The sequence below is a fragment of the Streptomyces sp. Ag109_O5-1 genome, assembly GCF_003814875.1.
In the GTDB taxonomy this organism is placed as follows: domain Bacteria; phylum Actinomycetota; class Actinomycetes; order Streptomycetales; family Streptomycetaceae; genus Streptomyces; species Streptomyces sasae.
Genome location: NZ_RKQF01000001.1, coordinates 11,589,153 through 11,615,116, shown reverse-complemented (window position 1 = coordinate 11,615,116; position 25,964 = coordinate 11,589,153). Strand labels below are relative to the sequence as shown.

At 67.2% G+C, this 25,964-nt stretch carries 21 protein-coding genes and 5 pseudogenes; 15 read left to right on the top strand and 11 right to left on the bottom strand.

What is annotated here, in order from left to right; all coding sequences use genetic code 11:
* Window positions 1-29 precede the first annotated feature (29 nt).
* Both EDD90_RS53065 and EDD90_RS53060 read right to left on the bottom strand, forming a co-directional pair.
* Window positions 30-770: a methyltransferase domain-containing protein gene (locus EDD90_RS53065; protein ID WP_123980677.1), complete on the bottom strand. Its 741-nt coding sequence runs from the start codon at window positions 768-770 to the stop codon at window positions 30-32.
* Between the two features lie 29 nt (window positions 771-799).
* Window positions 800-1,957, bottom strand: a complete 1,158-nt coding sequence (locus EDD90_RS53060) for an IS630 family transposase (RefSeq protein WP_311737266.1) — start codon at window positions 1,955-1,957, stop codon at window positions 800-802.
* Between the two features lie 397 nt (window positions 1,958-2,354).
* On the opposite strand from EDD90_RS53060, the gene EDD90_RS53055 reads away from it, so the two are divergent.
* Both EDD90_RS53055 and EDD90_RS58270 read left to right on the top strand, forming a co-directional pair.
* Window positions 2,355-3,593 (top strand): IS256 family transposase, encoded by a 1,239-nt coding sequence (locus EDD90_RS53055; RefSeq protein WP_123980672.1) that lies wholly within the window; start codon window positions 2,355-2,357, stop codon window positions 3,591-3,593.
* A 223-nt stretch (window positions 3,594-3,816) separates the two neighbouring features.
* A pseudogene (locus EDD90_RS58270) lies at window positions 3,817-4,164 on the top strand (transposase); the annotation flags it as partial.
* A gap of 243 nt (window positions 4,165-4,407) precedes the next feature.
* Here the strand turns inward: EDD90_RS58270 and ltrA are convergent.
* Window positions 4,408-5,673 (bottom strand): group II intron reverse transcriptase/maturase, encoded by a 1,266-nt coding sequence (ltrA, locus tag EDD90_RS53045; protein WP_123980668.1) that lies wholly within the window; start codon window positions 5,671-5,673, stop codon window positions 4,408-4,410.
* Window positions 5,674-6,210: 537 nt separating this feature from the next.
* On the opposite strand from ltrA, the gene EDD90_RS53040 reads away from it, so the two are divergent.
* Window positions 6,211-6,693 carry a transposase gene (locus EDD90_RS53040; protein ID WP_260328651.1) on the top strand — a complete coding sequence of 161 codons (483 nt, stop codon included), beginning with the start codon at window positions 6,211-6,213 and terminating at the stop codon, window positions 6,691-6,693.
* Here the strand turns inward: EDD90_RS53040 and EDD90_RS53035 are convergent.
* On the bottom strand, window positions 6,665-7,135 hold the full coding sequence (locus EDD90_RS53035) for a hypothetical protein (protein WP_123980666.1): 471 nt from the start codon (window positions 7,133-7,135) through the stop codon (window positions 6,665-6,667). The genes EDD90_RS53040 and EDD90_RS53035 overlap by 29 nt on opposite strands.
* A gap of 537 nt (window positions 7,136-7,672) precedes the next feature.
* Here EDD90_RS53035 and EDD90_RS53030 point away from each other — a divergent pair.
* From EDD90_RS53030 to EDD90_RS53020, 4 genes and pseudogenes are all read left to right on the top strand, one after another.
* Window positions 7,673-8,602, top strand: a pseudogene (locus tag EDD90_RS53030) (FAD-dependent oxidoreductase); the annotation flags it as partial.
* Between the two features lie 46 nt (window positions 8,603-8,648).
* Window positions 8,649-9,086, top strand: a complete 438-nt coding sequence (locus EDD90_RS59360) for a hypothetical protein (RefSeq protein WP_398928824.1) — start codon at window positions 8,649-8,651, stop codon at window positions 9,084-9,086.
* Window positions 9,087-9,262: 176 nt separating this feature from the next.
* Window positions 9,263-10,078 carry an alpha/beta fold hydrolase gene (locus EDD90_RS53025; RefSeq protein WP_123980664.1) on the top strand — a complete coding sequence of 272 codons (816 nt, stop codon included), beginning with the start codon at window positions 9,263-9,265 and terminating at the stop codon, window positions 10,076-10,078.
* A gap of 35 nt (window positions 10,079-10,113) precedes the next feature.
* Complete coding sequence (locus tag EDD90_RS53020; protein WP_123980662.1) at window positions 10,114-10,662, top strand: hypothetical protein; 549 nt, start codon at window positions 10,114-10,116, stop codon at window positions 10,660-10,662.
* A 78-nt stretch (window positions 10,663-10,740) separates the two neighbouring features.
* Here the strand turns inward: EDD90_RS53020 and EDD90_RS53015 are convergent.
* The 3 genes and pseudogenes from EDD90_RS53015 to EDD90_RS53005 all read right to left on the bottom strand — a co-directional run.
* A pseudogene (locus EDD90_RS53015) lies at window positions 10,741-10,939 on the bottom strand (enoyl-CoA hydratase/isomerase family protein); the annotation flags it as partial.
* Between the two features lie 6 nt (window positions 10,940-10,945).
* Window positions 10,946-11,989, bottom strand: coding sequence for a TDT family transporter (locus EDD90_RS53010; RefSeq protein WP_123980660.1), 1,044 nt, complete (start codon window positions 11,987-11,989; stop codon window positions 10,946-10,948).
* A 76-nt stretch (window positions 11,990-12,065) separates the two neighbouring features.
* Window positions 12,066-13,082 (bottom strand): alcohol dehydrogenase catalytic domain-containing protein, encoded by a 1,017-nt coding sequence (locus EDD90_RS53005; RefSeq protein WP_123980658.1) that lies wholly within the window; start codon window positions 13,080-13,082, stop codon window positions 12,066-12,068.
* A 220-nt stretch (window positions 13,083-13,302) separates the two neighbouring features.
* Here EDD90_RS53005 and EDD90_RS53000 point away from each other — a divergent pair, with 220 nt between their 5' ends.
* Window positions 13,303-13,875: a TetR family transcriptional regulator C-terminal domain-containing protein gene (locus EDD90_RS53000; RefSeq protein ID WP_123980657.1), complete on the top strand. Its 573-nt coding sequence runs from the start codon at window positions 13,303-13,305 to the stop codon at window positions 13,873-13,875.
* A 121-nt stretch (window positions 13,876-13,996) separates the two neighbouring features.
* On the opposite strand, the gene EDD90_RS52995 is transcribed toward EDD90_RS53000, so the two are convergent.
* Entirely contained in the window at window positions 13,997-16,348 is a 2,352-nt protein-coding gene (locus EDD90_RS52995) for a SpoIIE family protein phosphatase (protein ID WP_123980655.1), read from the bottom strand.
* A 387-nt stretch (window positions 16,349-16,735) separates the two neighbouring features.
* Between EDD90_RS52995 and EDD90_RS52990 the strand changes: the two genes are divergently transcribed.
* The 7 genes and pseudogenes from EDD90_RS52990 (at window position 16,736) to EDD90_RS52960 (ending at window position 23,800) form a co-directional block, all read left to right on the top strand.
* Window positions 16,736-17,296: a hypothetical protein gene (locus tag EDD90_RS52990; RefSeq protein ID WP_185149558.1), complete on the top strand. Its 561-nt coding sequence runs from the start codon at window positions 16,736-16,738 to the stop codon at window positions 17,294-17,296.
* A gap of 153 nt (window positions 17,297-17,449) precedes the next feature.
* Window positions 17,450-18,072, top strand: a pseudogene (locus EDD90_RS52985) (IS5 family transposase); the annotation flags it as partial.
* A 553-nt stretch (window positions 18,073-18,625) separates the two neighbouring features.
* Complete coding sequence (locus EDD90_RS52980) at window positions 18,626-19,141, top strand: tautomerase family protein (protein WP_123980653.1); 516 nt, start codon at window positions 18,626-18,628, stop codon at window positions 19,139-19,141.
* Between the two features lie 415 nt (window positions 19,142-19,556).
* Window positions 19,557-20,081 carry a hypothetical protein gene (locus EDD90_RS52975; RefSeq protein WP_123980651.1) on the top strand — a complete coding sequence of 175 codons (525 nt, stop codon included), beginning with the start codon at window positions 19,557-19,559 and terminating at the stop codon, window positions 20,079-20,081.
* 115 nt (window positions 20,082-20,196) lie between these two features.
* Entirely contained in the window at window positions 20,197-21,354 is a 1,158-nt protein-coding gene (locus EDD90_RS52970) for a DUF4331 family protein (protein ID WP_123980649.1), read from the top strand.
* A gap of 86 nt (window positions 21,355-21,440) precedes the next feature.
* On the top strand, window positions 21,441-22,424 hold the full coding sequence (locus EDD90_RS52965; protein WP_123980647.1) for a lipopolysaccharide assembly protein LapB: 984 nt from the start codon (window positions 21,441-21,443) through the stop codon (window positions 22,422-22,424).
* A gap of 44 nt (window positions 22,425-22,468) precedes the next feature.
* The gene (locus EDD90_RS52960; RefSeq protein ID WP_123980645.1) at window positions 22,469-23,800 is read left to right on the top strand and encodes a Dyp-type peroxidase; all 1,332 of its coding nucleotides are present in this window, start codon (window positions 22,469-22,471) and stop codon (window positions 23,798-23,800) included.
* Window positions 23,801-23,833: 33 nt separating this feature from the next.
* Here the strand turns inward: EDD90_RS52960 and EDD90_RS52955 are convergent.
* From EDD90_RS52955 to EDD90_RS52945, 3 genes and pseudogenes are all read right to left on the bottom strand, one after another.
* Window positions 23,834-24,046, bottom strand: a pseudogene (locus tag EDD90_RS52955) (transposase); the annotation flags it as partial.
* A gap of 546 nt (window positions 24,047-24,592) precedes the next feature.
* The gene (locus EDD90_RS52950; protein WP_123980641.1) at window positions 24,593-25,453 is read right to left on the bottom strand and encodes a nucleotidyltransferase domain-containing protein; all 861 of its coding nucleotides are present in this window, start codon (window positions 25,451-25,453) and stop codon (window positions 24,593-24,595) included.
* A 101-nt stretch (window positions 25,454-25,554) separates the two neighbouring features.
* A complete protein-coding gene (locus tag EDD90_RS52945; protein WP_260328650.1) occupies window positions 25,555-25,740 on the bottom strand; it encodes a hypothetical protein in 186 nt (61 codons plus the stop codon).
* Between the last annotated feature and the right edge of the window lie 224 nt (window positions 25,741-25,964).

Here is a 25,964-nt window from a genome sequence, read left to right as displayed (position 1 = left end):
GTGTGTGGAGTCGGGTCACCCGCTTGTGTCTAAAGGTCCGCTACGAGAAGTCGGTAGCCAACGTCCAGTGTTTCACGGTCGAGCAGGTCCGCGTGGCGTTCCTGCCACAGGCCGGAGGACAGGTCGCTGGACAGCCGGGTCAGACCCGGGCGGAGGACCTCCTCGCCAGTCTGGGCGAGCATCGAGATGCCGGCTCGCACGTGCGGATCGAGGTATGCCTCAGGTCGGCGCCAGAAGGCGGCGCCGAATCCGTCGATGCAGTCATGCGGAACCGGGACCCTCTCGACGCGGGCGTCTCCCAGCAGCGCAATCAGCCGATCGATGGGGACGGCCTGTGTGTCGGTGAACGCGGCTACCTCGGGCAGGTACTCGTCCAGCAGCCAAAACCTGCGGAAGACGGCCTGGTCCCAAGTGAAGATGACGACGCGTTGCCGGGCGATCCGAAGGAGTTCCCCGATACCGGCTTCCAGGTCCGTCCAGTGGTGCACAGTCAGGATGGCCATCGCCGCGTCGGCCGAGTCGTCGGCGATGGGGATCGACTCTGCGGATGCCTGCAGGGCCCGCGCAGATCCGGCCGGACGTTGGGCGATCATCACTGCACTGGGTTCAACCGCGAGCATGGTCTGCGGTGGTTCGTAAGAGCCGGCGCCAGCGCCGACATTGATGACAGTGCCGGCATCGCCAAGCGCCTCGTGGATCTTGACAGCGATCCGGTGGTCGGCGCGTCGCGTGTGATTGTAGGTCGCGCCGATGCGGTCATACGTCGTCACGACTGACAGTATGCCTCGTCACTCATCACCTACCGTTGCTGATGAGCCATCCACAAGTATTGACAATTTCTCGCCGCTGACGGGGGTCGGCCACCCCAGCGGATGCCTTTCTCGCTGCGGATGCGGGCGCGTTCACGTCGTTCGGCGGCCAGGACGTCGCGGTGGCGGGCATTGGCGTTGCGCCAGCGCAGGTAGGCATGCAGGGCCCGGGTCTGCACGGTGTGGTTGGGGTGGTGGGAGTTGGCGATGGTGAACTGCCGCAGCGGTCCGAAGTGCGCCTCGATCGGGTTCGCCCACGAGGCGTAGGTCGGGGTGAAGCACAGCTCGACCTTGTTCTTCTTCGCCCAGCGGCGGATGTCGGCGCCCTTGTGGGCGGACAGGTTGTCCAGGATCACGTAGATCGGGGCGCCGTCCGGGCGGGCGGCACGGATCGACTTCAGCGCGGTGAGAGTGTTGGCGGCACCCTTCCTGCGGCAGTTGACGCCCCACAGAGTGTCCTCGCCGACCGAGTAGCAGCCATGGAAGTAGCGCACTCCATGGGTACGGTGATACGTGGCGGGCAGCCGGTCGGGACGCCCCTGTTCGGACCAGCCCGAGCCCGCAGTGGGACGGATGCCGAGCGGGCCGAACTCGTCGAAGGCGAAGACCCGGTCCGGGAAGCGGTCCAGGACCTCCTCGATCCGGTCCAGTTTGGCGTCACGCTCGGGGTCCGGGGATTCCTTCCACGTCTTGGTGCGCTGGAAGGTGATGCCGCGGCGGGCGAGCAGGCAGCGTAATGCTTCGCGGCCGATGCGGATGACCCGGCCGTGGACTTTGCGCAGGTAGGCGACCAGCTTGCGCAGTGACCAGCGGGTGAAGGGCTGCCCGAGCTTGACCGGTCGGGTAGTGGCCGTCGCGATGACGAAGTCCTCGTCATCATTGCTGAGTTGGCGGGGACGGCCTCCCGCCCATCGAGGGTCCAGACAGGCCAGGCCGATCTCGTTGAACCGGTGGATCACGTCCCGGACGGTGTCCTCGTCGGCCTGGACCAGCTGGGCGATCACCGGAACCCGGTTTCCGCCGGCCGAGGCCAGCAGCATCATCGCGCGCCGATAGCGCACCGAACTCGTGCTGCCCCGGCGCACGATCTGCTGCAGCTTCTGCCCCTCCTGGTCGGTCAGTCTGCGCACACGGACAGGCTCGGCCACCGCACCTCCAGCGGTCGGATCGGACGTCACCGCCCATCCAACCGCCACGACCACCAACCCGGTGAACCTTCGCGGTCACAGCACTAGCCGACGAAAGTCAGCCACGATGGCGGGTGGCCGACCGACTCACGCGCGCGTGTGCTTCGCTGCACCCCCACCGGCATCAGCCACGCTATCGACTTACGGAGCTGCTTTGGGGCGAGTGTTCATGGCCCCGTAGGCTTGCGGCGCGTCGGACAGATGGCGTCCCGTGAAGTGGTGTAGCCGGGCAGGGTCCCGGAACGCGCGGGTGTCTGCTCGGGGCGTGCATCCGCCGGCGGTGCATGCTCCCTGAACAAGGGCAGGCCATCGCGCAAGTCTCTCTGGTGAACGGGCAGTTCGACCGGAGGAGCACGCGATGGCCTTGTCCCAGTCTGAGCTGATGCGGCTGCTTGAGTCACTACGTCGGGCCGATGGAGTTGAAGCAATCAGGGTGGTGTGCGAGCGCATCCTGCAGGAGCTGATCGAGGCCGAGGCCACCGAGGTGATCGGTGCCGCGCCGCGCGAGCACTCCCAGACGCGCACGACCTGGCGCAACGGGCACCGGGACAGGGTGCTGACCACGCAGGCCGGCGATCTGGACCTGAAGATCCCGAAGGTGCGGAGCGGGTCATTCTTCCCGTCGCTGCTGGAACGCCGGCGGCGGATCGACCGGGCGTTGTTCGCCGTGGTGATGGAGGCATACGTGCATGGTGTCTCGACCCGCTCGGTCGACGACCTGGTCAAAGCACTCGGTGCGGACAGCGGGATCTCCAAGTCCGAGGTCTCCCGCATCTGCGGTGAGCTGGACGAAGAACTGACCGCGTTCAAGGAGCGGCCGCTGGAGCACACCGTCTTCCCCTACGTCTTCCTGGACGCCACCTACTGCAAGGCCCGGGTCAACCACCGGATCGTCTCCCAGGCCGTGGTCATCGCCACCGGGATCTCCGCCACCGGACACCGCGAGATCCTCGGGCTGATGGTCGGCGACAGTGAGTCGAAGCCGTTCTGGACGAAGTTCCTGCGCTCGCTGCGGGCCCACGGCCTGGAGAACGTCCAGCTGGTCATCTCCGACAGCCACAGCGGTCTGGTGGCCGCGATCCGCACCGTTTTCCTCGGTGCGGCCTGGCAAAGGTGCCGGGTTCACTTCGTCCGGGACGTGTTCTCGGTGATCGAAAGGGGCTCCGGGGAGATGGTCGCCGCGACCATCCGCACCATCTTCGCGCAGACCACCGGTGAGCAGGTGCGCACCCAACTGAACGTGGTCGCCGACATGCTCGGACGGCAGTTCCCGCAGGTCAAGACGATGCTGCTGGATGCGGCAACGGACATCACCGCGTTCGCCGACTTCCCGCCGGCGCACTGGAAGAAGATCTGGTCGACCAACCCGCTGGAGCGGCTGAACCGGGAGATCAAACGGCGGGCCGACGTCGTCCAGGTCTTTCCCAACCCCGCCGCCCTTGACCGGCTCGCCGCCGCGGTCCTGGCCGAACTCCACGACGAATGGCAGGTCTTCGACCGCCGCTACTTCTCCGAAGCCTCCATGGCCGAGCTCTTCACCACCAAGCCGGCCGAACCCGAAATCACCCCACAACCGGAACCGAAACAGCTGCCGTGACTACACCACCTCGCGGGACATGACCGTCGGACAGTCTGTGGACCTGCCCGGTAAAGCACGACGTTGAGGCCATGATCTTAGAAGCCATCCGCTAACCGCTCGGCAGGCTTGATCAGTCGAACACGGTTCCTGTTCGGGTGACCTCTCGGCGGTCGGGGCATAACGGCAGGGCCTCCTGGTAGCTCGGGGTTGCGATCCCAACCGAGCAGCACCAGGAGGCCCTGTGTCGCAGTCTTTCGTGCCCGCGTCCGTGGAGTCCAATGCGCCGTCTCCGGCGTGTGACTGTCTCGCGCACAGGTTCGGCAACGCGGCGGACGGGCCGGACCGCGTGCGGTGTTACGGCTCCGACCTGACGGAGGCGGAGTGGCAGGTCATCCGGCCGCTGCTGCCGGTCCCCGCGTGGCTTCAGGGGCTGGGCGGGCGGCCGGAGGGTTATTGCCATCGCGTGATGTTGGACGCGGTCCGCTATGTAGTCGACAACGGCGTCAAGTGGGTCAACCTGCCCTGTGACTTCCCGCCGTACCGGCGGGTGCACGCGTTCGCCCGCCGCTGGCAGGTGACGGGCTTGCTTGCCGAGCTCCACGACCGGCTGCGCGACAAGGTGCGCCAGAAGGAAGGCCGTTCGCCGGACCCGACAGCCGCCATCGTGGACTCGCAGTCACTGCGGGCAGCGGCGAACATTCCGCGCTCGACGTCCGGGTGGGACGGCGGGAAGAAGGTGGGCGGGTCGAGTAGCCGGGAGGGATCTCACCTCCCGACCCTCACAGAACCGTGCGTAACAGTCTCCCGTTACACGGCTCTTGCCGCTCTGATCTCAGATCAACAGGGCTCCCTGCGTGGGCGAAAAGCGCCAGTGGGCGAGCATGCGGGGGTACCGCTGCGCGATTTCCCGAAGCTTCGCCAGCGCCTTCCGTTTGCCCGCGAGCCGTCGGTACTTCTTGCGGATCCAGCGCACCAGGTAGGCGTTGATGCGCATGACGAAGGAGTGCAGCTCCCACGGCCGGAACCGGCCGTAGTAGTTGAGCCAGCCCGCCACCATCGGATTGATCCGTCGGGCGAGCTCGCCGAAGGTCAGGTCGGACCGGCGGTGCAGGCGCCATGACCGCACCTCCCGCCCGATCCTGGTCAGAGCCTCCCTGCTGATCGCCGGCTCGAACAAAAGGAACTGGTTCCCGTGCCGACTCCGGCTTCTCCTGGCGCGGAACGTGTACCCGAGGAAGCTGAACGCCTCATGCTCGTACGAGCCGTGGCGTGAGCCGTCCCTGCAGTAGACAATCCGGGTCTTGTCCGGGTGCAGTTGCAGCCCGACCTCGGCCATCCTGTCCTCCAGCGCCGCCAGGACCTTGCGGGCCTGGCCCTCGGAGACGCAGTGCAGCACGGCGTCGTCCGCGTAGCGTTCGAACTGCACGGTCGGGTACTCCCGGGCCATCCAGGTGTCGAACGCGTAGTGCAGGAACAGGTTTGCCAGGACGGGAGACACCGGGGCGCCCTGTGGCGTCCCACGCTCCCGCTGGTGCAGGGTGCCGTCGGGCATGGCGAGCGGGGCGGCGAGCCACCTACGCACGTACAACTTCACCCAGACGGCATCCGTATGGATCTCCACCGCCTTGACAAGCAGGTCCCAGGGCACGCTGTCGAAGAACTTCCGGATGTCGAGCTCGACCACCCAGTTCCGTTTCCAGCAGCGTTCCCGGCATTTCCCCACCGCGTCCAGGGCAGATCGTCCGGGCCGGTATCCGTAGCTGTCCGGATGGAAAACCGGTTCCACCCTCAGCATGAGATGCCGGGCCACCACGGTCTGCGCCACCCGATCCGAGACAGCGGGAATGCCGAGCATTCTCGTGCCTCCGCCGTGTGGCTTCGGGATCTCCACCGCGCGCACCGGAGGCGGGAAGTAAGAGCCCGACGACATTCGATTCCAGACCTTGTAGAGGTTGTTCTTCAGGTCCTTCTCGAAGTCCTCGATACTCTGCCCGTCCACACCCGGCGCACCCTTGTTAGCCCTGACTTCCTCCCATGCCTTTATAACCTCCCGCTTCGAGATATCGAACGGCTTGATCCGAGACTTCAACTGGCTCATCCCACTCCTCCCGGAGGACTTCCGGTTGATGCGATCAACACAGTCACGAGCGGCCCGGTCCCTTCGCTCCGCCCCCGTTACAGGGGCCTCAGCACTACTACGGACCGGTCCGCCAGCAGGACCCGCATCGGTACTCGACCCCTCACAGTTGCGTCTGCTCGGAGCACTCCCTCTCCCCCACCCGTTCCGGCGGAGAGTATCGGGCACTGCCTTCTCCTGTTCCATGCGAGAGCGGCAGACCAGGCTCACGTCGCCTCCATGCCGGACACCGCCTGGCCAATAAACGGGCACCCGCCAGACTCATCCCGGGGATTTGCGTACTCCCCGGTTTCGATGTCGTCTGTTGCCATTTCGACACGTCAACAGCGATTCACTTGCGTTCGTCTTCCCGGTCCCCACCTGACGCCTTCAACGGCGCCTTTTCCTCATCGCTCACCACGACGGTCTTCAGCCAACGCAGCATGAGGCGGTTTGAAGCCTCCCCCCGCAGGGCGGCTTCGAAGGGCCAAACCTTCATCTCCCGCACAGCACCGCTATTTGAAGTTCGCTACCATCAACTCCCTTTCGCGTTCAGGACACACCCGCAAGCGGCACTTGGTGGTGGACTGCCTCGGCCTGGTCCTGGCCGTCGTGGTGAGTGCGGCGAGCGTGCAGGACCGCGACGCCGCACTGCCCTTGCTGGAGCGGCTGCGCACCATGTACTTCTCCATCCGCCTCGTCTGGGCGGACGGTGGCTATGCGGGGCGGCTCGTCGACTGGGCGTCCGAGAAGCTCCGGCTCACCCTTGAGATCGTCAAACGCACCGACGACACCAGCGGGTTCGTGGTGCTGCCGCGCAGGTGGGTGGTGGAGAGGACGCTGAGCTGGCTGATGCGCTCGCGCCGCCTGGTGCGCGACTACGAGACGCTGCCCGCCATGCACGAGGCCATGGTGCTGTGGTCCATGACCATGCTCATGAGCAACCGCCTGGCCGGGCGCCGGCCAGGCACCTTCAGCCGGCCGGCGCCCCGAGCGGGGTGAACACCCCCGGCCGTACCTGGAGCGCCCACCCCCGCTCGACCAGGCGTTTCGCCTTCGACCGCAGACCCTCGACCTTCGCCGGAACCGCCTCAAGACCCAGGGCTGCGGCCAGCTGCTGGCACCGCATACCCTCCCGAGCCGCATCCGACTCCAGCACGGACATGATCCGCTGGTAGTCCGGAGGCAGGACCGTCGCTGTCATGCCCTCGGCCCGTCTGGGCACCACCGACCCCGCCACCGCACTCACCACCGGCTCCGCGACCCCGACAGGCGGCTCCGCCAGCACCTCGGCCACCGTCACACGGGCATCCGCCAGACGCTGAAGTGCCCGCTCCGCCTCGCCGAGCGCGGCCTGCACCCGCTCGGCCTCCTCCCGCAGCCGTGCCACCTCTTCCCGGACCTTCTTCTCCCGAGCCTCCAGCAGACCGAGCACCGACGGCACCAGCCACCTCCACAAGCCAGACGAACGGACGAACCACGCCCATCTCTCCCGCCGCCAGCCGGAGTTCATGCCCACCCAGCCCGAACCAAACGATCACGTTCGGAAAGCGGATGGCGTCTTAGAGGCTCGCCCTAAAGTGGCTGCCGAAAGAGCGTGTGACCCGAACGACCTCCGCCAGATGAGCTGGCCAGCGGATACGGCTAGTCGTACCGATTGAGGACGTTCCTCAGGAATCACGGCTACCACTGGGCGTACGACGCCGGAATGGGTAGACATGTCGTGTGCCCTGTGCGTCTTCGCCTGCACGGTTGGTGGCTGACCACGTAGATTTTTGCCGAGTCGGTTCCACTCGGCCTGCAGCAGTCAGCGCCTGTTCACGAGCACACACGGTAACCGTTTGCACTGAAGTCAGATGCCATTTTGCCCTGCCCCCCGCTGTGCGCGATCGTGGTGAATACACCGGCAGCATCACCAGGCCGCGGCGCGAGATCCGGGTCGCCGGATGGATGCCGCCTTCCAGCGGGAGGAGCCGGTCGAATGTCCGTGACCGAGAGCACTGAGAACTACGACATCCTCGTCGTCGGCAGCGGCGAAGCAGGAAAATGCCTCGCTTGGACGACGACAGCTGAGGGTCACCGTACGGCTGTGGTCGAGCGGAAGCTGATCGGCGGGTCCTGCCCGAACGTCGCCTGTCTGCCGAGCAAGAACATCATTCACTCGGCGAAGGTGCGCTCCTTCACCAGGCGCGCCGCCGAATTCGGGGTCGAGCTGGAGTCGGCGGCAACCAACATGAAGGGCGTACAGGCCAGGAAGCGGGCGATGGTCGAGGACCTGCGCCAGCTTCATCTGGACCGCTACCAGGCCAGCGGAGCCGAACTGATCATGAGCGAGGCGCGTTTCGTCTGCGAGAGATCGGTCGATGTCGAAGCGGCTGACGGCTGCAAGCGCCGGATCCGCGGGGAGCGGGTGTTCCTGGACCTGGGCACGTATGCAACGGTGCCCGACGTGCCCGGTCTCGCTGCAGCCCGGCCTATGACCCACGTCGAACTGCTGGATCTGGACCGCCTGCCGGAGGATCTGATCGTCATCGGTGGCGGCTTTGTCGCGCTGGAATTGGCGCAGGCCGTGCGCCGCTTCGGCGCGCGGGTGACCGTCATCGAGTATGGACCGCAGCTGGCAAGCCGCGAAGACGCCGATGTCGCCGCGGCGATCCTCGACCTCTTCCGTGACGAGGGGATCACCGTCCACCTCCGGACACGCATCCGTAGGGTCGATGGAGAATCCGGCCGTGATGTGCTCGTCATCACCGACGGGCCGGACGGCGAGTGCGTGATCGACGGCACGGACCTGCTGGTCGGCGTCGGCCGCACACCGAACACAGGCGGGATAGGGCTGGAGCGGGCCGGAGTGAAGCTGACCGACACGGGCTACATTGTGGTCGACGAGCGCCTCGCCACCACTGCGGCGGGGGTGTGGGCCATGGGCGAGTGCGCGGGCAGCCCGCACTTCACCCATGTGGCATTCGACGACTTCCGGGTGGTGCACGACAATCTGCACGGAGGCAGCAGCACCACCACCGGCCGCCTGTTGGCGTACTGCCTGTACACCGATCCCGAGCTCGCACGGGTCGGCTGCAACGAAACCCAGGCCGGGCACCGCGGCATCGGATACCGCCCTCACCCTGCCGATGGCTGCCGTTCTGCGAACCAGGACGCTGTCCGAGCCGCGTGGATTCATGAAGATGCTGATCGCCGCGGACAGCGACGAGATCCTCGGATTCACCGCGTTCGGGACCGAAGCCAGCGAACTCATGGCCGCCGTCCAGACGGCAATGATCGGCCGCATCCCGTACACGGCACTGCGCAGTGCGATATTCGCCCACCCCACGGCAGCCGAAGGACTCACTTTCCTACTGAGGGAACGCCCCGGACCCACCCTCGGTCGACCCTGATCCTCTGACACTCTTTCTCCGTCGCATTTTTCCCTGCTGCCCGAAAATTTCCGGCCCGTCCTGGCCTTTTCCATGTCAACGACCAGGAGCCGACGACGAAATAGCGGTGGTGGGCAGGGGTCAACTGCCTGATCCGGCGAAGGACACCACCGCGCTTCCATCGGAAAGGCAAGCGAATGCCGAACATCACACCCGAGTACGCGACAGTGGACGGAGTGCGCATCCGCTACGCGGACAGCTCCAGCACCGGCCCGGACGCCGTACTGATCGCCCCTTGGCCGGAAAGCATCTACGCCTACGAGCAGGTCTGGGACGAATTGGCAGCGCATGCACGCCTCATCGCCATCGACCTTCCCGGCTATGGAGGGTCCCAGCTCTCCGAGGCGCTCCAATCGCCTCGGGCCATGGGTGGCTTCATCCTCCAGGCGGTCGAGGCCCTCGGTCTCAACAAGCCGCACATCGTGGGCCCCGACATCGGCACCTCGGCCGCTCTCTTCGCCGCGGCTCAGAAGTCTGACGCCTTCCGGAGCATCGTGGTCGGCGCCGGCGGCGCGTCCGTGCCTGTAAACGTCACGGGCGTTCTCAAGAGCTGGGTGGAGGAGCCCGACCCGGACAAGTACCGGAACGTGGACCCCGCCAAGATCGTGGACGCCGCGCTGAGCACCGTCAAGGGCTTCACGCCCTCCGCGCAGACCAGGAACGACTACGTGGCGTCGTACGGGGACGGAAGGTTCGCGGAGTCGCTGAAGTTCGTCCAGCAGTACCCCGACCAGCTTCCGCAGCTCGCGGAACTCCTCCCCGGGATCACCACCCCCGTGCGTGTCATTGCGGGAGAGAACGACGAGGTGGTCCCGGCGGACAACGCCCACTTCCTGGTCGACCGCATCCCTGGCAGCAGAGTCGACTTCATCAAGGACGCGGGTCACTTCTCCTGGGAGGAGAAGCCCCGCGAGTACGCACGGCTCGTGGCCGACTGGTGGGAAACCCACTGACGTCGGCAAGCCCGGCGCAGAAAGGGGAAATAGCTATGACGACCACTCATGAAGTCGTTGAGGACTTGGTACTGTCGGACTCTACCGAGAACGTGGTGATCAACGCGCCGGTCGAGAAGATCCACTTGGGGAAGTGGCTGACCCAGCTCACGGACGCGGAATACCAAGCGTGTGCGGTCCCGGACCACAGGGCCTGCGGCTGGAGCAAGAACGCCGACGGCGATCTGGTGAGCATCAACGTGGAGGTGATCGGCGGTGCGCTGATGATCCAGCACTACGTCGCCGAGGTGCTGGAGCCGCACCACTGCCGCCTGGTCTCGCTGTCGGAGACCCAGAGCCCCGACGGCTGGCAGTACGTCCAGGTTATCTGGGACCTCAGCGTCACCCCGCTCGACTCCGGCAGGGCCACCTTCACCAACAAGGTGCTCGGTCGGCCGACCCGGTCCTTCCTGGAGAACCTCAAGGAGCGAGGCATCCCCTTCGAGCAGGTGGTGGAGGAGCGCCAGGCGGCTGTGGCACGCCACAACGCGCTCGAAGCGCCCCACTACGCAGCCAGCGTGGAACGGGTCTGTACAGTCAGTTAAATTGACACACCCAGGTCGCCCGTGATCGCCCGCGACTACCCGCGTTGATGTCAGAACTAGACGTCAAAGGCCCCGGACCATGACGTAGTCCAACTGCTCGTCGCTGTGGGCAGCGAGCCATTCAAGATCGAGACCGTTGGAGTAGAACTTCCCGGTCGCAGCGGTCACCAGGGCGCGGGGGCCTTCCGACTTCTCCACCTCGTCCCAGGGCCGCGTCGACCGAGGCGATCCAGTCGGGGTGGAAGCGGTTCTCCCAGTCACCGAGGTTGAGAACGAAGCGAACTCAGCTGGGACGTGCTCGCCGGGCGCGGTGGTGCAGGGTGGCCGCGGCCAACAGGCCCAGCGCCGTGGTCGCACCGGCAAGGAGGATCCCGGTGAGGGCCAGCCCTCCGGGAAGTGCGGACGCGTGTATCCAGCGGATGGCGAAATTGGTCGATGCCGCTATGGGGAAGCTGAAGATCCACAGGCCCGGATGGAACGCGGGCTGGCGTAGCTCGGGGAGCAGAAAGGCGACGAGGAGGACGGTGAAGAGCAGGGTGCCGGCGAAGCCGTAGCCGACGGCGTCGAAGACGCCCTTGTGGGCGGCGGTCCAGGCGATTCCGCCGGTCGCCGGGGGAATGGTCAGGACGGTGAGTGCGGGGCGGGCGGGCCTGGGCAGGGGGCCGCTGGTGACGAGGCTGCCGAGGATGACGGTGCCGAAGGCAAACCAGTAGAGCAGCCCCACCGCGAAGGCGGCGTCGGCGATGCCGGGCAGCTTGAGTGTGGAGGCGACGGCGCTGGCGACGAAGGGTGCGGAGGAGACGGGCAGTAGGTAGCCCGGGTGCAGAGTTGTGGTGCTCAGGGCGCCCGTGAGCCAGTGGGCGAGCAGGCGTGCGGCGATCAGGGCGGCCACGGTGAGGAACACCGCGTAGACCCAGCGTGCCCCGGTGAGCCCGAACCGGGAGAAGTGGCCTGCGATCAGCATGCCGATGATGGGCACGTACCCAAGGGTGAAGCCCTGACCGGGATGGCGCAGGTCGTGGCGCAGGTTGTGCCATCGGGTCCCGCCGTGGCGCAGGTACTGGGTCAGCAGCACCAGCCAGATGAGACCGCTGACGGTGAACAGCGCGTCGCTGACCTGCAGAGCGGGCGGAAAGGTGGTGACCGCCGCCTGCCAGGCTCCGCCGAGGCCGGCGGTGCCGAGGGAGACGGACAGCAGCCTGATCCGTGCGGTGCGGGTCGCGTGGGGACCGTTGACGTCGGAGGCGATGTCGGCGGATGGGCGCGTCCGCCCGCTGCCGCGGGGGGCCGTGCTGGTGTGCTCTGCCGTGTCGGCCAAGTCGATCATGGGGGGGTACCTCGAAGGGAATGCCAAGGGCACGGGCTGGGACTCGTCTGCCCGGCGGCGCAGATCGGCTGCGTGGTCAGGCAGCCATGTCCAGGACGACGCGGAAGCGTGCCTTGCCCGAGAGCATCCGCTCGTAGGCGTCCATGGCGTGGGTGAAGGGCATGGTCTCGGTGGAGGGGCGGATGCCGTGGGCGAGGCTGAAGGCGAGGTTGTCCTCGTTCTGGATCGACGATCCGGTCAGGCTGCCGACGATGCGGCGGGTACCGAAGATCAGGTCGGCCGTGGCGACCGTCAGCGGGTCGGGGGCGGCGCCGACCACCACCAGGCTGCCGCCCGGGGCCAGTCCGCGGACCAGCGGGTTCATGGACGTACCGCTGGATGCCGTGGCGACGATGACCGATGCGCCTCCCAGGTCGGCCAGCGCCGTGCCGGGGTCGGTGCCGCTGCTGTCGATGTACTCGTGGGCGCCGAGTTCCCTGGCGAGCTTCTCCTTTTCCTGGCCGCGGGCGATGGCGGCGACCCGGAATCCCAGGCTGCGCGCGTACTGCAGGGCCAGGTGACCCAGCCCGCCGATCCCCTGCACGGCGACCAGGGCGCCCGCGGGGGTGGCGGCCTGCCGGATCGCGGTGAGGGTGGTCAGTCCGGCGCACAGCAGGGGGGCCGCCTCGATGGCCGGCATGCCGTCGGGGATGCGTACCAGTCCGCTCGCGCGGGCGTAGGTCACCTCTGCGTATCCGCCGTCGACGGTGGTGCCGGTCTGTTCCTGGTTGAGGCAGTTGACGAAGTCGCCGCGGCGGCAGGGTTCGCACTCCCAGCAGTGTCCGTTCAGGAAGCCGACGCCGACGCGGTCGCCGAGGCGCCAGGCGGTGACACCCGTGCCCACGGCATCGATTACACCGACGATCTCGTGGCCGGGAACGACAGGGCGTGAGGGGTCGGGGCGCAGTCCTTCCACGGCCAGCACGTCGGAGTGGCAGACGCCGCACGCCTCCACCCTGAGCCGGACGTGTCCGGGCTCCGGGTCGATCAGCTCGCGCTCGACGAGCCGGAGCTGGTGGACGCCGGTGGCCTCGAATGCTCGGTAGGCGGACATGACGGTTCTCCTCGGTGCTGCCTCTGCCGACACGGGGAGGGCTGAGGGTTGGGTGGGGGATCTGAATTCAATATGACCGGTCACTTTAAAATAGTCAAGCAGGTCCCGAGTCCGAGGCGTGGGTCACGTGCCGTTGGGGGCGGCCGCCGCTTCCCTGGCGATCTGGGTTTGACCTGAGGCAAGGCGACCGGACATATTGGCCCGAAAGGTGGTGGTGAGGATGGCACGCGCGTCCAAGCGCGAGGAGATCGCGCAGGCAGCCCTGGAGCAGTTCCGCACGCGAGGCTTTAATGCCACGGGCATCAGCGACATCACCTCGGCGGCGGGGGCTCCCAAGGGCTCGTTCTACAACCACTTCGCCAGCAAGGAGGAGAGCGCCCTCGAGGCGCTGAGCCGCTACGCAGCCGGATTGCGGTTCGACATGCTCGAGACTCCCGGACGCCCGGCGCTGGAGCGGCTGCGGGCGCACTTCGAGTTCCTGAGCACGGACACGGTCGACAACGGCTTCGCACGCGGTTGCCTGGTGGGCAACCTCGGCGCCGAGGTGGCGGACCACTCCGAGGAGATCCGCTCCGCCGTCCAGGGCGGCTTCCAGCAGTGGGCCGCGCACATCCGGCAGGTGCTCACTGAAGCCAAGGAAGCCGGTGAGCTGGACGCCGCTCTCGATGTCGAGGACGCCGCGCTGTTCATCCTCAGCGCCTGGGAGGGCACGTTGATCGCTGCCCGGGCCGACAAGTCCTCCGCTCCCTTCGACGCCTTCTTCCGTATGGTCTTCGGCGTCCTCCTGCACTGATCGCGGCCGGCCGCTGAAGACGCGTAGGCGTCGCCACCCGCATCAGGTGCTCCGTCGACCTGCTGAGACAGGCGCGGGAAGACCAGAGCGCCTCCGTGCACGACTCCTCGTCGGAGGGGCGCTATGGGCGCGTTGAGGGGAGGGCCTGCTCGGTCCAGACCGTCTTCCCGTCGTTGGTGTATCGGATACCCCAGTTCTGCGCGAGCTGGGCGCAGATGAACAGGCCACGACCGCCTTCGTCGACCGTTCGTGCGTGGCGCAGCCGCGGGGCGGAGGTGCCGGTGTCGTGGACCTCGCAGGTGAGCGTGCGGTCGTTGATGAGGCGCAGGTGTACGGGCGGCGCGCCGTACCGCAGGGCGTTGGTGACCAGCTCGCTGACGATCTCCTGCGTGTCGTAGGTGGTGTCGTCGTCCACGCCCCAGCCGACGAGTTGGCGCCGGGCATGGCGCCGCGCGAGGGCGGGGGCGGTGGTCTCTTCGCCCAGCGGCCAGGTGGCGACGCAGTCGGCGGGGAAGGGGTGGGTGCGGGCGAGAAGAAGGATGGCGTCGCCGGGAAGAGCATCGATCCGCAGCCGGTAGAGGATGTCGTCGCACAGGTCCCGCAGGGGCCGGTCGGTGTCGGCGAGCAAGCGTTGGAGCGGCTGCGTGTCGCTTGCGCCGTCCTCAGGCCGTGCCGCGTCCAGGAGCGAGGCCGTGTAGAGGGCGAGGACGTCTCCGTCGGCCAAAGTGACGGCGGTGGTGGCGTACGGGGGCCCTCCTTCATCGCCGAGGGCACCACCCGTGGCCAGCTCGACCACTCGGGTGCTGGAACCGGGGCCGGCGACGACGGGCGGCGGGTGTCCGGCGGAGGCGATGGTGCACCTATGAGCGAACGGGTCGTAGAGCACGCACAGGCACGTCGCGCTGAGGGGCTGGCTGCGCAGGGGGTCGCCGAGCGGCAGCGCCCTCCGCTCGCGCGCGAGACGTGTCATGGTGTCGTCGAGCCGGGCGAGGAGCTCGTCGGGTTCCAGGTCCAATGCGGCGAGCGCGTTCATAGCGGTCCGCAGCTGACCCATGGTGACGGCGGTGTGGATGCCGTGGCCTGCGACTTCCCCGACGACCAGGGCCGTGCGGGCGCCGGGCAGGGCGCAGGCGTTGGACCAGCCACCCGCGCCCCGGTCGTCGGCCACGTACAGGCCGGCGGTCTCGATCGCGGTCTGCAACGGTGGAGCCGGGGGCAGCAGATGGCGCTGCAGTGCCGCTGCGACGGTGTGCTCGCGGGTATAGCGGCGGGCGTTGTCGATGCTCAGGGCGGTGTGCGTGGCCAGTTCCAGGGTGAGGGCGAGTTCCTTCTCGTCGAATCCGCCGGATCGCTGGGTGCGGTAGAGACTCAGCAGCCCGAGCACCTTTCCGCGCAGCGTCAGCGGTGTGACGAGCAGGGCGCGTGCGCCGGATGCGCGGATCGCTTCGGCCCGCGCCGGGTCGGCCGCCAGCCAGGGCGTGTCGGGGCGCAGGGCCATCGTGCGGGGCTTGAGGTCGGCCAGTGCCTGCGCGTACGGGGTGGGGAACGGCAGCGCGCGGACATCTCCCACCGGATGCGCCCGGGCCTGCTGATCACCGCCGCTGTTCCCGAAGGCGGCCCGACGCAGCGGCACATCCCGTCCTAGCGGGCTCAGCGGTGGTTCGTCTCCGCGCACCACAGGCTCCACCACTTCCACCACGGCGATATCGGCGAACCCGGAGACGAGCGCGTGGACCAACTCCTGGCAGGTGGCCACCACATCCAGGGTTTGTCCGACGCGCTCCCGGACGGCATACAGGGTCTGAACTCCGCGGCGTGCCTTCTCCTGATCTGTCACGTCGTGGGCCACGACCACTGCCCCCGGTGCATCCCGCAGGGGAAGCACCGAGACCGTGTGCGCGTGCCGAGGATCGTTCTTCGGGTCCGTCCACATCACGTGGTCCGTCGCCGACGTACCGTCCGCCATGGCCTGGCGCAGCATGTTCTCCAGTTCGCCGGGGGATGAAAAGGGCCACGCATCGGTGAGGGGGCGTCCTTGGATCTGCAGTGCGCTCGCGCCGGACAGGGCCTGAGCCGCCGCATTGGCCGACACGACGCGCAACTCCTCGTCCACCACGAACAGAGCCCCTGCCATGTGAGCGGACAGCGCATCGAGTGCCGCGCTCTCGATGCCGGGCCCCATCCCGTCCGCAGGTGGTGGGAAGATCCCCCACGCCACCGAACCGTCGTCGCGCAGCACCGGCCGCACACACAGGCCACTGCCAGCGGCGCCCTCTGCAACATCACGCAGGTCGTCATACCTGCGGCGCTCCACGTCACCACCGCCTGGCGCGGGGACAAGGCTGACCAGGTCGGTTGCCGGCCGCCCGACCACGTCGCCCGCCGGGCGCCCCCACAACTCCTCCGCCCGGTGGCTCCACTGCACGACCACGCCTCCGCCGTCCACGATCATCAGCGGCGTCTCACCGGCCACGGGAACCACCTCCGCCTTCCAGCTTGCCCGGCGGCCAGGGGCTGCGCCGCCGCAGTCACCCAGCTGCGGCCCTGCACGAAGCGGGGGACGATGGAACCCCTACGACCTTCATCAACGGACCGCACCGAAACGCCGCGCGCCAACGCCGTGGACGCAGGGTTGACCAGCGGATACTCGTCGTCCACGCCGGTTCCGACTGGGCCTACAGCGTCCCCAGGATGAGCGCCCGGGTGCGTGACGCCCGTGAACCAGTGAACGATGAGAGGGTCGCCCGGCTGATGAGGGTCACCGCGGATCGCCTCGCTGCGGCTGCGTCGCCGAAGCCGGGCTGCCCAATCGATGGCCCTTCGGCCACCGCCGCCTGGCACGACCGAGCAGGACACCGACATGAACACGTTGCTCGCAGAGGTTCTCGATGCCCATGGTGGCCTCGCCCGCTGGAACGCACTCACCACGGTCCGCGCCACCATCGTCAGAGGTGGCGACATGTTCGTCATCAAGGGGATGCCGCAGGATCCCACCCCCCGGGAGATGACCGTCTGGCTGCACGAGCAGCACGCCTCCGTGACGCCGTTCGGCGCCCCAGACCAGAAGACCGACTTCACGGCCGACCGAATCAGCATCGAAAAACTCGACGGCCGCGTCGTGGCCGAACGCGACCAACCGCGGAAGTCGTTCTCAGGCCACGAGCTCGACACCCCCTGGGACCCACTGGACCGCGCCTACTTCAACGGATACGCGCTGTGGACGTATCTCACGACGCCCTTCCTGCTGTCGATGCCCGGCTTCACCGTCACCGAAATCGAACCATGGCGGGAAGGAGACGAACGACCACCGTCTGGTCCAGGATCGGGTGATTGCCCGCATCGCTTCGGTAGGCCCGGCGTTTGGTGGGCAGGCGGATCCCGTCTGCTTCCACGGTGTCGTAGACGTACTGTGCCGCGGTGAACCCGCCTGCGATGTCGACGTGATAGTCGTGCCGACGCAGGAGAGACAGCCATTGAGAGGGTGGGTGGGAAGTGTGACCGGCCAGTTCCGCTCAGCACGCGCCACGTACGGAACCGATGTCAGGTGAACCGAGCGTCGCTGACGTCGATGGAATCGAAGTCGACCGCCCACCGCCGGTTCCTGATCTGGTCGAGAGCCGGCGTCTGGGGCCGCCTGCACGAAGCCGTGCTGCACCGTCTCGACGACGCTGGCCTGATCGACGTCACCCGTGTTGTCCTCGACACCGCCCATGTCAGGGCTAAAAAGGGGGCGAACATACAGGTCCGAGCCCCATGGACCGGGGCAAGCCGGGCTCCAAGATGCACGTCCTGTCGGACGCGAACGGCCTGCCTCTTCTCGTCGGTATCTCGGCCGGCAACACCCACGACAGCGAAGGGCTGAAGCCCATGATCGAGGGTCACCAAACGAGACACGACCCCCACCGCGGCCGGCACTTCAAGCCCCAGCGCCTCCACGCAGACAAAGCCTACGACCGGGCCGATCTGCGGAAATGGCTGCGCGGCAAGCGGATCGGAGTGCGCATCGCCCGCAAGGGTATTGAATCCAGCGAACGCTTAGGGCGTCGAAGGTGGGTGATCGAGCGCACGATGTCGTGGCTGTCCGGCTACCGCAGGCTCAGCCCCCGCTACGAGCGCCATCCCCGCAACTACCTGGCCTTCCTCGGACTCGCAGCTGCCCTCTGCTGCTACAAGCGCCTCGTCCGCCTCACCACGTAGGACACGGTCTTAGCCGTCGGTTGTTGTCGGCGTTGATCGTCGTTGTCCGCCTCCGCACGGCCCAGAGCCGGCCCGAGTCGACCTCCCTGGTTGCAGCGGGTTCTATATGGAGTAACGATGAACTAGCTTCACTGAGCTTCTTCAGAACGGCCACCGATCGGGTGACACCCAGGACCATGGTTCGGGTCAGCACGGCGGTAGTCGCCCTGCTCGCCGACATCGCCAACACCCAGCGGTTCCTCACTCGCCCGAGTGGCGGCTGAAGGAGTTCACTGACGGCGAACGAGGGCAGGTCCGTCGAAGTATTGAACGGCGAAGGCGTAGACGCAGGAAATTTGAAACCGTCCGCCTCCGCACCTCTCATAGGGTGTGCCGTCTTAGGCGGTCTCGCGTCGGGCTGGCTGCTCCAGATCCACCCCTCCGCGTCGACATTAGGGTGCACTTCTGCGCTTATTCAAGTGCTGGCGATCGCCATATAGGAGAGTCAGTTCGCATGCTGTGACCGACCGACATAGACGCCGATAAGGAAAGCCAGCGGGGAAGGAGTTCAATCATGCCCGTCATCCGCGTCACCTGCCCCGAGAATTCGCTCACCGCTGAACAAAAGCAGCAACTCGCCCCGCTGCTCATCGATGCCGTGATGACCCAAGAGGTCGATCCGATTACCGAGGCAGCCCGCAACGGTACATTCATCGTGTTCAATGAGATACCTCAGCAGAACTGCTTCCTGGGGAATGAACCGTTCTGGCTCGTCGAGGGAATCACCGCTGCCGGCTTCTTCACCCAAAAGCGACGCGAAGCCGCGCACACTGCGATCGGCAAAGCATTCCTCACCGTGCTCGGCGATGATGGATCAGAGACCGAGTTGAACGGCGTCCACGTTTCGCCCGCATACCTGCTGCGAATCTACGCGTTGCTCATCGAGATCCCGGAGGGCAGCTGGGGGTGCAGCGGGAGCACCTATTCTGCGCTAGAAATCGGCCACCTTGTCGGTACCGATCAGGATCCCGAGCGCTGGTCTGAATTGAAGGTGAACGCTGCCAAGTATTCAGCGGCGCGGCCCTCATGAGGCCAAGCTGAACGGACAACCATTCCTCGTCCGTGGGGACCACCTCAGCAATCTTCCGCCGTCCCCGTATCGTTTCCGTTGCGCGCCTGCCGGCACACGCGGGAGCCGCGAGATTACGTGGTGGCCCTCTCCCTGGGCACGGACGCGCGGGAAGGACGAGATGGGCCTCGCAGCTGGAAAGTGCTCTTTTCCTTGCAGCTAACAGGACCCTCGCCAAGTCCTACCGTTGCAGGTCAAGGGCACTTTCGTGTTTCCGCTCATGATCTGGACGCCGCCACCGTCGGCCCAGGGAGCGTGATCGTCTTGCCGACGCCCCGGAGGACGACAAAGCTGGCTTTGTAGGCATTTCGGAAGGCGCTCAGAACGGAGGAGAGCCCGCAGACCAGCCGATAAGTGATCAAAAGGAGAGGGAGTCATGACAACACAGGGTTCTGCGCAGTCGGCGGTTCCGGGGGACGCGACTCCCACCGTGGCCAGGCAACCCGACGGTCTCGGCAAGCGCGTCGGGGAGGTAGCGGAAATCACCGTTCTCTTCGATGCCAAGCCAGGCGGGGCAGAGAGGTTCCACCAGAAGGCCGCCAAGATCCAGGACGACGCCTGGCACTACGAAAAGCTCGTCGGTACTGTCCACGACTTCCGCGTTACCTTCATCAACAATGACACCCAGGTCCTTGGCGCGGTCACCTATGACGGTGACTTCAAGCCGTACATGGCTGACATTTTCACCAACGCCGGGCCGTGGTTCGACGAAATGTTCGAAGATACTGTTGAGGGCTGGCCCGGGGCGAGCGATCCGCACATGTCCGACTGGCTGGCGACGAAAATCGTGGAGGCGGACATGTGGTACGCCTCCAATCCGACCATGACGGTCGAGGACACCACCAAGGCGCAGAAGGTCACGCAGGCGTTCAACGCGTTGCTGGACACCGCGTCCGCCTAGCAGTTGCCTCGCGTCCAGGTGCTGTAGCCGTGGCCATGGCGCCTGGGCACCACCAGGCGGCCCGGCAACGCTGCGAGGCCGTCGGCCGGGCCCCGTCAGTGGAGGTCGCAGCATCATGTCCGACCATCTTTCCGGAACCCGCGCCTTGGCCGATCCGGCCATAGACCTGACCGACCTTTTTGCCTTTCCCAGCCCCTCCCAGGCGGGTCGGCTCGTCCTTGTCATGAATGTCTTTCCCAATGCGAGGCCGGGAGCCCTGTTCTCCGACGCTGCAAGCTATCGCTTCCGCGTCCGTCCGGCATCCGTTCCGGTGAGGGATTCCGGTTCGCTCTTCGATGTCGGCACGGACGAATTCGCGCTGACCTGCACCTTCTCGGCGCCGGTCGGACCGGGTGACGGCGGGGAGCCGGCGCAGCAGGGAACGTGCGTACTGCCGAGCGGGGAATCGGTTTCGTTTCTGGTGAATGACGAGCGGGGCGGCGAGGGGCATGGCGTGCGCTGCTATGCCGGGCTGCGGCTGGATCCCTTCTTCATGGACGTGGCGAGGGAAGTGGAGACGCGGGCGAGCCGGCGGCTCGCCTTCGTGCCGAAGGGCATCAACACTCTGGAGGGCGCCGACGTCCTGGCCCTCGTGGTAGAGCTTGACGTCGCCAGGGTGTTCGGGGCGGCCTCGGGGAGCGTCTTCGCCGTTGCGGCGGAAACCGTCACGGCGGGGCCGTATCCCGTGCGCCTCGAACGCCTCGGCCGCCCTGAGGTCAAGAACATCCTGATGTCGGACAACGGGGTCGACACCGCCAACAGGGTCGTGGACCTGCGCGATCTCTACAACGAGGAAGACCCGTTCCGGCTGGGTCCGAGCTACGTGGACGCCTATCGCGCCCGGCTCAACGCCAACCTGGTCTTCTTCGACGGTCTCGACGGCAAGGCGGACTGGACGACACAGCCGGACGGGACGCATCCGCTGACGGAGCTGCTGCTCGCGGACTTCCTGGTCGTGGACGCGGCCAAGCCGTACGCGGAGGACAGCTATTTCGAGATCGAGCGGGCCCTGCTGGAGGGACGGGAGCATGCGAGCTGTGGCGGCCGGTCGCCCAACGACGATGTCATCGACACGCTCTACACGCTGATCGTCAACGCGGGCCATGGCCCACGCGTGAGCGACGGCTGCGACGCGACCGTCCCGGCTTCGCGTGAGTTTCCGTACCTGGCACCGGCCAACCCGAACCCGCCCCAGCAGGCGGCCACCATCCCGACGGTTGCCGCGAGCCAATGAGCAGCTCCACGGCGGGCACTCGTGCCGGCGGCGCGAGAGGACCCGACCTTGCGGGCGGGCCGCCCACGACAGCCGGCGTCATTGCCATGGGCAACCTCGACGCACGCATCGAAGGTCTGACGTCGCAGGCGACACGAGGAAGACTCACCGCCGACGGCTGGGGCGAGTTGGTGGAGCTGACCGCCCTGCGCGGGCACGTACGGGGCCGCATCGACGAGACCGAGCGCGCTGCCTCGCTGGCCGAGACGTTCGTCGACCAGGCGCCGCGCGATCCTCGCTCGCTTCTGGCGCGCGCCCGGCTGCGGGGCCTCTTCCACCGGTTCGCGGCGGCGCTGGACGATCTGGACGCGGCGGCTGCGCTGGGACTCGATCGGCGAACCGTGGACGAGGAGCGAGCAGCCGTCTGCCAGACGGTCGGGCGCTACGACGAGGCGCTGGCGCTGCTTCGGCAGGGGCTGTCGAGGCGGCAGGACTTCAGGACCCTCGGCGCCATGGCCCGCTGTCATGCCGAGAGCGGCGAGGCGGACGAGGCCGAGACGTGGTTTCTGGCGGCCAGACGCGCCTATCGCGGGGTCAGTCCGTTTCCACTGGCGGTCCTCGAATTCCAGTGCGGGCAGATGCGGCTGGCCCAGGGACGCCTGGTGAGCGCGCGCACCTGGCTGGAGTCGGCCGCTTCCCGACTGCCGTCCTACGTGCCGACGCAAGGCCGGCTCGCTGAGACCGACGCCGCCGAAGGCAGGATGGCCGTGGCGATCGAGCGCCTGCGCCGGCTGGCCCTCATCAGCGACGATCCCGACTACACCAGCCGGCTCGCCCGCCTCCTGTGCCAGTCCGAGGCGTCGGCGGAGGCTCGGTTCTGGCGTGCCCACGCTGGCGCGCGCTACGAGGAATTGATGGCGCGCCACCCCGAGGCGTACGCCGATCACGCGGCGGAGTTCTGGCTGACCGTCGGCGGCGATCCCCAACGAGCACTCCGGCTCGCGCGGCACAACCTCGTCCTTCGGGCGACCCCACGCGCCCACGCACTCGTCGATCGCGCGATGCGCCGTGTCGGACAGTGCCGACGATAGGGGAAATTGGTACAAATCATCCGGCACCCTTCCGGAGGGACGACATGACAGCGACCGAAGCCCCACCGCTGCAGCTGGACGAGATCCAGGGCATTGTGCTGCGCAACCGGCCGTCACCGTACGTCGGCACCTACATCCTGCTGCGTGTGGACGATCCAGGTGCCGGCCGTCAGTTGATGGGACGCCTGGCCGAGCTGGTCGACTCCGCTGCCAACTGGTGGCAACCGGACCTGCCCGCGCTCCTCAACGTCGGACTGACGTGTCGGGGCCTCGAGGCGCTCCAGGTCCCACCGGCCTCCCTGAACAGCTTCCCCGCGGAGTTCCGGCAGGGCATGGCGGCACGTGCCGAGCTCATCGGCGATACCGGGGAGAGCGCGCCGGCACGCTGGGAGCCGCCCTTCGGCACCGGCCAGGTACACGTCATGCTGTCCCTCCTGGCCACCGACCAGGAGTCATTGGCGGTCGTTATTGAACGCGCACGCCAAGCCCACGCGCAGCTTCCGGGCCTTCAGACCGTTCATCGGCAGGACTTCTACCAACTGTCCACCGGGCGCACCAGCTTCGGCTACAAGGACGGTATCGGCAACCCCACGATCGAAGGCAGCGGCGCCGAGAGCCCGCCCGGTGACGGCTCCCCGCTCAAGGCAGGCGAATACGTGCTCGGCTATCGCGACGAGACAGGGAACCTGCCGTCGATGCCGCAGCCGGCCGAGCTGGGCCGCAACGGCACCTTCGTGGCCTGGCGGAAGCTGCACACGCGCGTCGCGGCCTTCCGCCGGTATCTCCACGACAACTCCAACAGCCCGGAAGAGGAGTCGCTGCTCGCCGCCAAGATCGTGGGCCGCTGGCAGAGCGGCGCTCCGTTGATCCTGGCGCCCGAGCACGACGACCCGGCCCTGGGAGCGGACGACCAGCGCAACAACGACTTCCTCTACGCGTCCGATCCGCAGGGCGCGATCTGCCCCCACAGCGCCCACGCCAGACGAGCCAACCCCCGCGACTCGGAGATCATCGGCGACGTCCGCCTGCACCGCATGATTCGACGGGGCACCAACTACGGCCCGCCGCTGCCGGCCGGCGTCCTGGACGACGACGGAGCCGACCGTGGCATCGTCTTCGTCTTCATCGGCTCCCAACTGGAGCGGCAGTTCGAGTTCGTGAAGTCGCAATGGTTGGACGACGGCAACTTCACCGGCCTCGGCCGGGAGAAGGACCTGCTCACGGGCGACAACGACGGCACGGGCGCCTTCACGATCCCGCAGCACCCCATCCAGCGCCGCCTGCACGGCGTAGAGCGTTTTGTCATCACCCGCGGCGGAGAGTACTTCTTCCTGCCGAGCCTCAGCGCGCTGCGCTGGCTGGCCGACGTCAAGTGACCCGAGCGCCCGGCTCCATTGGGCAAAGCGTCAGTAGATGGTGGGCCATGCAGGGCCGAAGACCGGTGGTAGTTGCCGCCAGGTGCAGCCAGTAGCGGCCACGAAGATGATTGCGGCCAGCGTCTCTCGGTCACCGGCCCGACGTCGGCCACCGCCCTGCGGACGCTTGACCTCCGTTAGCGACACCACCCGCCGGAAAATCACCCACAGTTCGTGCGGAACCAGTCGCTCAACCAGGTCAGCCACGAACCGCTCAACGAGCCAACAGCACCGAAAGAAACTACGTCTAAGGATTCCATACACAGCGGCCACCGCCGAGGGCACGCTGCAGTTGGAAGACCGTCGGAGGCGGCACGGGGTGGTGCGAAGGCTCTAGCCGTCGCGTCGCACGAGACAGCGTAGCTCCTGCTCGACCTTGCAATTCATGAACTGCTCAAGCAGACCAATCGTGACCGGTTCGTCCCAGGTGATTTCGATGTTGAGTGCCATACCCAGCCCCTCCCCGTAGCGGGGAATGACTCCAGTCCAAGCAGCTGACACCGATCGGAAGCTCAGGCTGCGAAGCGCTGTCCTGCCTGAACAGGACGCCGTCTGGCGGCAGCGGCTGGGCGCCTACATCGACACGTCTGCCTGAAGAGATCCATAACCGCGTGCACCAAGAGCGTGGTGCGCATCCGATGGTGAGGCGTTCGCCAACACAGCGCCGCCCAGGGCATCTGACGCGAGTCTTGCCGTCCGGTCTGCCGGACGGCAGCGTTGGCCGGCGGGGACTCACCCGGGCATGGCGGTCCGTCACAGGCAGGGTAGGGCGGAGCGGTCCTGGGCGGTGATGTGGAGGGTGTGCAGGGGCTGGGTCGGGGTGGGGCGGACGACCTCGAACCAGTCGGTGCCCTCCTGCAGGTGGTGGGAGATGCCGCGGTAATGGCTCCAGCCGAATCCAATGCCGGTCTGCCAAGTGGTGTTGCTGTAGCGGCTGCCGATGACCGGTTCCCCGTGGAGGTAGACGGAGTCGAGGGGGCGGGAGGTGGCTTCGAGGTGGGCGAGGACGGCTGCCGCGGCGCGGCGCAGCGGGCTGGTCTCGCTCCAGCGGGTGAGGGCTTCGAGGGCTGCGGGATGGGCTGGTTCGGCGTCGGGGAGCTGGAGTTGGCGGATGGTGACGGCTTTGCGGTCGACGAGGTCGGTGAGGGTGATGCGGACCGGGCGCGGGACCCAGCGGTCGATGCCGTCGAAGGCTTCGATCATGTGGTCGCGTGGGGCCCGGCCTGCCGCGGGGTCGGGGGTGATGGCGGCGAGGCGGGCGCGGGCGGCGTCGACGGGTTCGCCCCGCGTCCACAGCGGGGTCAGTTCGAATCCTTCCGCTTCGAGGATCTTGCGTTCGCCGAAGTGGATCTGCAGGCCGCGGCTGTTGCCCTTCAGGGCGCGCTTCATCGAGGCGGAAGGGTCACGACCGTAGGACAGGGCGTGGACAAACTCGGAGACGAGACGGTCGTCCCTGCGGTGCTCCACGACCATGTCGACGTCCGAGGGGTTCAGTGCGCCGCGTGCGTAGGAGCCGAAGACGAGGATCTCGTCGACGAGGTCCAGCGGCCAGCCTCCCACCTCCAGCCGGTCGAGCATGTCGTTCAGGAGTGTGGTGGCGCGCTCGCGTTTCACGGAAGACCTCCGCTGGTCGGTTCGGGTGCCGGTGCACCTGGGTCTGCGGTACAGCCGGTCTGCTGCGAAGTGCCCGACCAGGGGTGGGGCACGGTGGTGTCTTACAGGGTGGTCGGCAGTGAGATCACCGGCTCGGAGACGGCCTGCGGGATGCAGGCGGGAGCGGTGCGGCCCGTCTGGGTGCAAGTCAGGGTGAGGAGTTGGAGGTAGCCGAGGGAGACCGGGCGTCCGGGGAGCTGGCCCGCTGCCTGTTCGAAGCGCTCGAGCGTGGCGGACTTGATGCCCAAGTGGCCGGCGGCGTCGTGGAGATCGAGAGCTACCTACACCTTCCGCCTGTCCTACTCGGGCAAGGCCGTCCACCGCATCTCGGCCTCGTGCGGGCTTGAGGCATTCTTGGAAGGCCACCTGCACGCCTTCCACGTGCTGGGCGGAGTGCCGACCGGGAAGGTCCGCTATGACAACCTGCGGTCAGCAGTCTCCCGGGTCCTCGGCTTCCGAGACCGACGCGAGT

Bases quoted from the DNA above. Each gene is read 5' to 3' on its own strand.
- EDD90_RS53055 (WP_123980672.1), top strand. From the start codon at position 2,355: ATGGCCTTGTCCCAGTCTGAGCTGATGCGGCTGCTTGAGTCACTACGT.
- ltrA (WP_123980668.1), bottom strand. From the start codon at position 5,673: ATGAGCCAGTTGAAGTCTCGGATCAAGCCGTTCGATATCTCGAAGCGG.
- EDD90_RS59360 (WP_398928824.1), top strand. From the start codon at position 8,649: ATGTGGCATTCGACGACTTCCGGGTGGTGCACGACAATCTGCACGGAG.
- EDD90_RS53025 (WP_123980664.1), top strand. From the start codon at position 9,263: ATGCCGAACATCACACCCGAGTACGCGACAGTGGACGGAGTGCGCATC.
- EDD90_RS53020 (WP_123980662.1), top strand. From the start codon at position 10,114: ATGACGACCACTCATGAAGTCGTTGAGGACTTGGTACTGTCGGACTCT.
- EDD90_RS53010 (WP_123980660.1), bottom strand. From the start codon at position 11,989: ATGATCGACTTGGCCGACACGGCAGAGCACACCAGCACGGCCCCCCGC.
- EDD90_RS53005 (WP_123980658.1), bottom strand. From the start codon at position 13,082: ATGTCCGCCTACCGAGCATTCGAGGCCACCGGCGTCCACCAGCTCCGG.
- EDD90_RS53000 (WP_123980657.1), top strand. From the start codon at position 13,303: ATGGCACGCGCGTCCAAGCGCGAGGAGATCGCGCAGGCAGCCCTGGAG.
- EDD90_RS52990 (WP_185149558.1), top strand. From the start codon at position 16,736: ATGAACACGTTGCTCGCAGAGGTTCTCGATGCCCATGGTGGCCTCGCC.
- EDD90_RS52980 (WP_123980653.1), top strand. From the start codon at position 18,626: ATGCCCGTCATCCGCGTCACCTGCCCCGAGAATTCGCTCACCGCTGAA.
- EDD90_RS52975 (WP_123980651.1), top strand. From the start codon at position 19,557: ATGACAACACAGGGTTCTGCGCAGTCGGCGGTTCCGGGGGACGCGACT.
- EDD90_RS52970 (WP_123980649.1), top strand. From the start codon at position 20,197: ATGTCCGACCATCTTTCCGGAACCCGCGCCTTGGCCGATCCGGCCATA.
- EDD90_RS52965 (WP_123980647.1), top strand. From the start codon at position 21,441: ATGGGCAACCTCGACGCACGCATCGAAGGTCTGACGTCGCAGGCGACA.
- EDD90_RS52960 (WP_123980645.1), top strand. From the start codon at position 22,469: ATGACAGCGACCGAAGCCCCACCGCTGCAGCTGGACGAGATCCAGGGC.